General features: G+C 53.7%; 7 protein-coding genes. 3 read left to right on the top strand and 4 right to left on the bottom strand.

Going from position 1 to position 7,283, the window contains the following annotated elements:
- Window positions 1–403: 403 nt before the first annotated feature.
- Entirely contained in the window at window positions 404–1,282 is an 879-nt protein-coding gene (locus INT22_RS05655; protein ID WP_193060543.1) for a YicC/YloC family endoribonuclease, read from the bottom strand.
- Window positions 1,283–1,425: 143 nt separating this feature from the next.
- On the opposite strand from INT22_RS05655, the gene rph reads away from it, so the two are divergent.
- Window positions 1,426–2,163, top strand: coding sequence for a ribonuclease PH (gene rph, locus INT22_RS05650; RefSeq protein ID WP_193060544.1), 738 nt, complete (start codon window positions 1,426–1,428; stop codon window positions 2,161–2,163).
- A 99-nt stretch (window positions 2,164–2,262) separates the two neighbouring features.
- Here the strand turns inward: rph and INT22_RS05645 are convergent, their stop codons facing one another.
- Window positions 2,263–3,030 (bottom strand): exodeoxyribonuclease III, encoded by a 768-nt coding sequence (locus INT22_RS05645; RefSeq protein WP_009723298.1) that lies wholly within the window; start codon window positions 3,028–3,030, stop codon window positions 2,263–2,265.
- 152 nt (window positions 3,031–3,182) lie between these two features.
- Here INT22_RS05645 and pyrE point away from each other — a divergent pair, with 152 nt between their 5' ends.
- Window positions 3,183–3,848, top strand: a complete 666-nt coding sequence (gene pyrE, locus INT22_RS05640) for an orotate phosphoribosyltransferase (protein ID WP_193060545.1) — start codon at window positions 3,183–3,185, stop codon at window positions 3,846–3,848.
- Between the two features lie 9 nt (window positions 3,849–3,857).
- On the opposite strand, the gene INT22_RS05635 is transcribed toward pyrE, so the two are convergent.
- Entirely contained in the window at window positions 3,858–4,334 is a 477-nt protein-coding gene (locus INT22_RS05635) for a tRNA (cytidine(34)-2'-O)-methyltransferase (protein WP_193060546.1), read from the bottom strand.
- Window positions 4,335–4,430: 96 nt separating this feature from the next.
- Here INT22_RS05635 and rep point away from each other — a divergent pair, with 96 nt between their 5' ends.
- Window positions 4,431–6,500 (top strand): DNA helicase Rep, encoded by a 2,070-nt coding sequence (gene rep / locus INT22_RS05630; protein ID WP_095603372.1) that lies wholly within the window; start codon window positions 4,431–4,433, stop codon window positions 6,498–6,500.
- Between the two features lie 98 nt (window positions 6,501–6,598).
- Here rep and INT22_RS05625 read toward each other — a convergent pair.
- Window positions 6,599–7,283, bottom strand: a 685-nt coding sequence (locus tag INT22_RS05625) for a c-type cytochrome (RefSeq protein ID WP_226912438.1), incomplete at its 5' end; no start/stop codon positions are given.

Below are 7,283 nucleotides of genomic sequence, written 5' to 3'. Positions count from 1 at the left end.
GAAAACTTAAGATCAGGCACTTAGCGAAGAGCAAGCGGGTAAAAAATCAGGCGCTGATGATCTGTATTATTTGTTTGAACTAGGTAAGCCACTGACGCTACAAAGCCCAGTTACCCATGTTCCACATCGTCCCATAAGAAACTCGATGAAACTGACGACCTTAACGCGAATAGAGAATGTTAAGCAATTTTCTGAAGTAGAGGAAGTTTATGAAGAGGCCATGGTGTAATGGGAGATAAAAGATAATAACAAAATTTAAATCTAACTTGTTGATTAAAGTATTATTTATCCGTTATTTTATTAGCGATTAAAAATAGGTAATGACAACTTTATTTGTAAAATACAATAAAAAAAGCCCTGTATTTACAAGTCAATAACAGGGCTTATTAGATGAATAAAAAACCTACTCAATATTCTGAATCTGCTCCCGCATCTGCTCGATCAACACCTTCAACTCCACTGCACAACGCGTCGTCTCCGCCACTACGGATTTTGACGACAGCGTGTTGGCTTCGCGGTTGAGCTCTTGCATCAAGAAGTCTAACCGGCGGCCTTTGGGGCCTTTTTGGGCGAGCTGGTGGCTCACTTCTGCTATATGTGCGGTGAGGCGGTCCAGTTCTTCGTCTACATCGGCTTTCTGCGCGACCAGTACCAGTTCGGCTTCCAGGCGTTGCGGGTCGAGTTCGGTTTTGGCGACTTCTAAGCGTTCCAAAAGTTGGGCGCGCTGGCGCTCTAAAATTTGCGGCAGCAGGCTGCGCACAGTGGCGACTTGTTCACTCACAGCCGTTAGCCGAGTGGTGATCATCTCAGCAAGTTTTTCGCCCTCCCGGGCGCGGGCGTCGATCAACTCGTTCAGTGCTTGATCAAATAGCGTTTTGGCGGCGGCTTTGATGGCGTCTTGGTCGAGGTGCTGGGTTTCCATAACGCCGGGTTGGTTAAGCAACGCCAGCGTGGTGGGCGGCACGGCACTGGGTACCTGTTGCTGAATAGCGGCCAGGGCATCGGCTATTTCTTTTAAGCGCTGGGCGTTAACCGCAGGGGCTTGGTTGGCTTCGGCGGCTTCAAAACGCAGGCTGCACTCTACCTTGCCCCGCGCTAGGCGCGTGCGTAAGGCATCGCGTAGCACTGGCTCCAGCTCGCGTAGAGCGTCGGGCAGGCGAAAGTGCGGTTCCAGGTAGCGCTGATTCACCGAGCGGATTTCTACCTGCAGAGTGCCAAACGGGGCAGCCTGCTCGGTGCGGGCAAAGGCAGTCATGCTGTGTACGTGGCGTGGGTTGGCCATTAAAGTTTCCTGTTCATCGCGCATTTAGGTCAGTCTAACCGATCTTGTGCTGGTGGATACGTCTGCCTTGAATAGGCCCATCAGTGGCGGCGTTGACGTGTACAATAGTGGGCTTTCCCACTGTTAAATTGATGTGAGGTGCTATGCGTCCTGATGTTGTTCGCCCTAGCGGTCGTGAAGCCGACCAGCTTCGTGAAATTCGCATAACCCGCGATTACACTCGCCATGCAGAAGGTTCGGTACTGGTGGAGTTTGGCGATACCAAGGTGCTGTGTAATGCGAGCGTAGAAGCAGGCGTACCGCGCTGGCTGCGTGGTAAAAATCAGGGTTGGATCACCGCTGAGTACGGCATGTTGCCCCGTGCCACGCACACCCGCAGTGGCCGTGAAGCGACGCGCGGTAAACAAGGTGGCCGGACGCTGGAAATTCAGCGTTTGATCGGCCGTAGCCTGCGCGCGTCAGTGAACTTGAAGAAGTTGGGTGAATTCACCATTACCGTGGATTGCGATGTGATCCAGGCCGACGGCGGCACCCGTACCGCGTCGATTACCGGTGGCTGCGTGGCGCTGGTGGATGCCATTCGCTATCTGCAGCGTGAGAAGAAGATTAAAGGTGACCCCTTTAAACAGCTGGTTAGCGCGATTTCGGTGGGTATTTATAAAGGCGTGCCGGTACTAGATCTGGACTATCCGGAAGATAGCAAAGCCGACACCGATCTGAACGTGGTGATGACTGAAAGCGGCGAGCTGATCGAGGTGCAGGGTACTGCAGAGTCGGGTGCGTTTAACCGTACTGAGCTGAATGCGATGCTTGATCTGGCGGAGAAAGCGGGCTCCGAGCTACGCGCAAAACAGCGCGAAGCACTGGGTATTCGTGGCTAAGGCGTTACTTGGCGAATAACTTACGCGCTTACGCAAACAGGCCAGCTTAAAAGCTGGCCTGTTGCTGAGACGGGTAACGCGACGCGGGAAAGTGAGCGCTTATAGCGCTAAGTCATACTCAACGATCAGCGGTGCGAACTCAGAGAAGGTCGCATCGTAATCAATCCACGCGTCAACCACATGGCGACGGAAGTTGGGGCCGACCAGTTGGTAGTCGATCCGCCAGCCTTCTTGGCGCTCACGGGGCACGTCTTGGTCGAGCTTTGGCCACCAGGTATATTCACCCGCGTCGCGATTAATTTCGCGGAAGGTGTCGATAAAGCCGGTTGGGCCAAGCACCTGATCCATCCAGGCACGCTCTTCAGGGCGGAAACCAGAGGTAAGCTGATTGTCCGACCAGTTGGCCAAATCAATGGTTTTATGGGCAACGTGCCAGGTACCACAGATGATGTATTCACGGCGTTTGCGCGACATCTTCGTCAGGTACTCTTGATACTGCTCCATAAACGCCTGTTTAGCTTTTTGATCACTTCCATCAGGCATCAAGAAGGTGGCGATGCTGAAGCGGTCATAATCCGCCTGCAGAAAGCGCCCTTCGTGATCACACTGAGGGAACCCAAGGCCGTACATAATCGCCTTGGGAATTTTGCGGCAATAAAGTGCCACGCCGGAGAAACCATCTTCTTCTGCATCCAGAAAGTAGCCTTCGTAGCCTTCCGGATAGAGAATATGGTCGTCCAGTTCAAAGCTTTTTGCCTTGATGTTCTGCACGCAGATCACGTCGGCATCCTGCTGAGCCAGCCAGTCCAGGAAGCCACGGTCGACGGCATCACGTATACCATTGACATTGATGCTGGCAATTTTCATAAATCGTCCCTTTTGCGTCGCTGCTGTATGATACCCGACGTTTAGACGTTTGGGTAAATAGACAAACCAAATCTTGCTATTTAACCCCGTTTTATTGTTGCGTTTACTTAGGTTCCTATTACTTTCATTCCTATCGACAAGAGAAGACCACCGTGGCCACCACTCTACAACCCTATCAGCGCGATTTCATTGCCTTCGCTATTGAGCAGGGCGTGCTCAAGTTTGGCGAGTTCACGCTTAAGTCGGGGCGAATAAGCCCTTACTTTTTCAATGCTGGCCTGTTTCAAACCGGCCGTGCCTTGGCCAAGCTAGGCCGATTTTACGCCCAAGCGATTGTTGATAGCGGCCTGCAGGCGGATGTGCTGTTCGGCCCAGCCTATAAAGGCATTCCCTTGGCAGCGGTCACCGCTGCGGCCTTAGCCGACCATCACGACCGCGATATGCCCTACGCGTTTAATCGTAAAGAAGCCAAAACCCACGGCGAAGGCGGCAATATTGTCGGCGCGCCACTGGCCGGCGATATTTTGATCATTGATGACGTGATTACGGCCGGTACGGCTATCCGTGAAGTGATGAGCCTGATTGAGCAAAGCGGTGCCCGCGCGGGCGGCGTTATTATTGCACTTGACCGTCAAGAGCGCGGCCAGGGCGAGCAAAGCGCTATCCAGGAAGTGCAGGCTCAGTACGGCATGCCGGTTGTCAGTATTGTCACCTTAGAGCAAGTGCTTACTTACCTTGAAGAGCGTGCTGGAGGCGAAATGCTGGCTTACGCCGAAGCCGTACGCGCTTATCGCGACCGCTACGGCATCACGGGCTAGTCACTGCATCTATCGCTCACTGCTTAATGCGCCAGCATAGCCTTGCTGGCGCCACGCCTCATAGCTAACGATGGCCACCGCATTGGAAAGGTTCAAGCTACGGTTATTGGGCTGCATGGGGATACGCAGCTTGTGTTCTTCAGGCAGCGCAGCGTGCACTTGGGGTGAAAGCCCTGCGGTTTCTGAACCGAACAGCAATACGTCGCCCGGGGCGAAGGTCGCGTCACTGTGAGCACGGCTGCCTTTGGTAGTAATCGCCCATAGTGTGCGCCCCTGCATCGCCGCTTGAAACGCCGTAAAATCGGCATGGCGGGTAACATTGTTTAGATCGCGGTAATCTAGCCCGGCGCGCCGCAGCTTTTTCTCTTCGAGATCAAAGCCCAGCGGTTCAATTAAATGTAATCGGCAGCCATTGTTAGCCACCAGGCGCATAATGTTACCCGTGTTGGGTGCCATACGCGGTTCAAATAGCGCTACTTCAAACATTACCACCTGCCTATTATTAACTCATTGTGCGTTCGCCCAGCGCCGCTGATTGTAATGGAATTTGCCAAGAAACACTTGTAGAGGTCACCCTTCACCATGACGCCCCAACCGCCAAAGAGCATTCTTAGCCGCATCAAAGGGCTAAACCCGCGCCAGCAGGAAGCGGTGCGCTATATCGATGGCCCCTGTTTGGTCTTGGCGGGCGCCGGGTCTGGTAAAACCAGCGTTATTACCACCAAAATTGCCTATCTGGTGCAAGAGTGTGGCATGAGCGCGCGCAAAATAGCGGCGGTTACCTTTACCAATAAGGCCGCCCGGGAGATGAAAGAGCGCGTTGGGCAAATGCTGAAGGGCAAAGAGGGCCACGGGCTAACGGTGTCGACGTTTCACAATCTGGGCCTGAATATTATTCGTGGTGAGCTGAAAACCCTGGGCTACAAGCCGGGCTTTTCGTTGTTCGACCCGGAAGATGCCAAAGCATTGCTGCGCGATTTGATGAACAAAGACGCTCAGGTAGACGCTGAGCAGATCAACGCTGTGCAAGCCAAAATTTCCACGTGGAAGAATGATTTAGTGCTGCCCAGTGATGCGCTTTCGTTTGCCGCGGATGATGACGAGCACTTTGCCGCACGGGTTTATGAAGCTTACGTACGCCACTTGAAAGCCTATAACGCGGTGGATTTCGACGACCTGATTCTGCTGCCGGTGGTGCTCCTGCAACGCGACCCAGAGGCACTGGCCCGCTGGCGGAACAAAATCCACTACATGCTAGTGGATGAGTACCAGGACACTAACGTTTCCCAGTACCTGTTGGTGAAACTGCTGATGGCGGAGCGGGCGACCTTTACCGTGGTCGGCGACGACGATCAGTCGATCTACGCGTGGCGTGGCGCACGGCCTGAAAACCTGGTGACCCTTGGCGAAGACTTTCCACGCCTGAAAGTGGTTAAGCTAGAGCAGAACTACCGCTCGACTGGCACTATTTTGCGCGCGGCCAACACGTTAATTGCCAATAACCCGCACGTTTACGATAAAACCCTGTGGTCGGATATGGGCGATGGTGCGCCTATCCGGGTCATCGTCAACCGCCATGAAGAGGCGGAGTCAGAGCGGGTAGCCAGCGAAATGCTGACTCGGCGCATCAAAGAGAAGGCGGAATGGCGAGATTTTGCGGTGCTCTATCGGGGTAATTTTCAGGCACGTTTATTAGAGCTCAAGCTGCAGCATTACCAAATTCCCTACAAGCTTTCCGGTGGTACGTCGTTTTTCTCTCGCAACGAGATCAAGGACACCATGGCCTATCTGCGGCTGTTAATTAACCCCGCCGATGACAATGCCTTTTTACGCATTGTGAATGTGCCTCGCCGTGAAATCGGGCCCGGTACGCTGGAAAAGCTGGCCAACTATGCAACAGAACGCTCTATTTCTCTGTTTGCTGCCTGCCACGAGCTGGGATTAGAGCAAACGCTGCCGACTCGGGCCGTGGAGCGCCTGTCACGCTTTACGCACTTTATTGATGGCGTGCGCAAACGCATGGATCAAGACGATGCCATCGCGGCCATTCGCGACATGCTACGCGATATGGATTACGAAGCCTGGCTGTACCAAAACGCCAGTGCCCCGACTGTCGCCGAACGACGCATGGCCAACGTTTGGATTTTGATTGATCAGCTAGAAAAGTCACTAAACCGCGACCCCGAAGATGCTGATGATTCCACGGCGACGGAAACCGATGGCGTCGAAGCTGCTATTTCGCGTTTAGTGCTTCGGGATATTCTTGAGCAGCAGGCCGAAGAAGACGACTCCGACCGTGTGCAACTACTCACTATGCATGCCTCGAAAGGGCTAGAATTTCCCCATGTCTATTTGATGGGCTTAGAGGAAGACTTGCTGCCTCACCGTAACGCTATTGAAATGGAGACGGTAGAAGAAGAGCGCCGCTTGGCTTATGTCGGCATCACCCGGGCAAGACGCACGCTAACACTCACGCTAGCCCGCCAGCGTAAAGCGTATGGTGAGCTGATGGACTGCCAGCCCAGCCGCTTTTTAGACGAACTGCCCGCTGATGATTTGGAGTGGGAGGGACGCGCCGATAAAGAAGACCCCGAGAAAAAGCAGGCACGCGGGCAAGACGCGATTGCCGGGCTGCGTTCTCTGTTGGGTTAGCGGCAAGTTAAGAAGAAAATAAAACACAAAAAAATATCCACAGGGGGTTTCAAAAACCACCTGTGGATAAATTTAACAGCCATTATTACAAAAACTGTTTATTGTACTTCTGAGACCATGTAATCGACAACGGCCATGATCTCTTCGTCAGAGGCACTGCTACCACCGCGTGGTGGCATCACGCCTTTGCCGTTAAATACGCTTTGGTAGAGCGCATCGGTACCCTGCTCAATACGCGGGCCCCACGCTTCGGCATCACCTATCTTGGGCGCGCCAGCTACACCGGCAGCATGGCACGCAACACAGCCAGCACTGGTATAAAGCGCTTCACCATCTAAACCGCTGCCACCACTAGCAGCTTCTTCTTCACTGGCGACTGCTTCTTCTTCGCTAGCTGCAGCGTCGGTAGTCTCTTCATCGGCACTGGCATCCTCTGCCACAGCCGTATCGTCGCTGGCGCCCTCTTCAGTCGCTTCAGCAGCCGCTTCTTCTTCACCGCCACCTAGCTCGGGAACTTCCATGACAGGCTCAACCATGTAAGCCACCGCCGCTTCCATCTCTTCGTCAGAAAGGTTGGGGTTGCCGCCTCGAGCAGGCATTGCACCAATACCGTTGATGGCATGCTCTAATAATGTGGCAAAGCCTTGCTCAGTACGTTCAGCCCATGCGGCTTCATCAGCACGCACCGGAGCGCCAGCAGCGCCGGTTTCGTGGCACGCCATACAGATATTGTTGTAAATACCTTCGCCATCAATCTCATCGCCGCCGCCACTAGCGGCGGCC

The sequence above is a fragment of the Halomonas sp. 3D7M genome, assembly GCF_014897885.1.
GTDB lineage: Bacteria > Pseudomonadota > Gammaproteobacteria > Pseudomonadales > Halomonadaceae > Vreelandella.
Note: the sequence above shows the minus strand (reverse complement) of the source record. Positions and strands in the feature narration are given on the sequence as shown.